The following is a 543-nucleotide window of genomic DNA, read 5'->3' as shown; positions in this document are numbered from 1 at the left end:
TGAATCTTGTTTGTCATGTTGAGGCGAAGCCGAAACATCTCTTTTACTTTGGGATTTGCCCCACCCCCTAGCCCCCTCCGCACAGGGAGGGGGAACAAGTCGGGAATCCTCTGCAAGGGAGGGGGAATGTGAAATATGAGTCTCCGCAATAGAGGGGGAAATGAATTGAGGTTGTTGAGATTCTTCGCTTCGCTCAGAATGACAATAGAAAACCTCAGAATGACAAGAATCCCTATTTGTCATGTTGAGGGCAACGTCCGAAACATCTCTAGTATTTTGAAGAGTTTCTTCGCTTCGCTCAGAATGACAATAGAAAACTTCAGAATGACAATAGAAAACCTCAGAATGACAAGAGGAGATTTCAGTTTGACAATACAAGGAGTCAGTTTGACAAGGAATCCCCTCTCCCTGTGCGGAGAATTCAGAGCTTGTTCCCCCTCCCTGTGCGGAGGGGGCTAGGGGGTGGGTAAAATCATCATTCAAAGCCTCTTTAATCCTCTCTACCACTCCTTCTAAATTCTCTATAATTTCATTATTCCAAAA

Annotated in this window: 1 protein-coding gene; it reads right to left on the bottom strand. The window is 44.9% G+C overall.

Translation table 11 applies throughout. The features are described 5' to 3' along the window. A partial coding sequence (locus CQA66_RS09370; RefSeq protein WP_220271762.1) for an endonuclease domain-containing protein occupies positions 1 to 543 on the bottom strand: 543 nt, incomplete at both ends.

Source organism: Helicobacter aurati, from assembly GCF_003364265.1.
Taxonomy (GTDB): Bacteria; Campylobacterota; Campylobacteria; order Campylobacterales; family Helicobacteraceae; genus Helicobacter_A; species Helicobacter_A aurati.
Note: the sequence above shows the minus strand (reverse complement) of the source record. Positions and strands in the feature narration are given on the sequence as shown.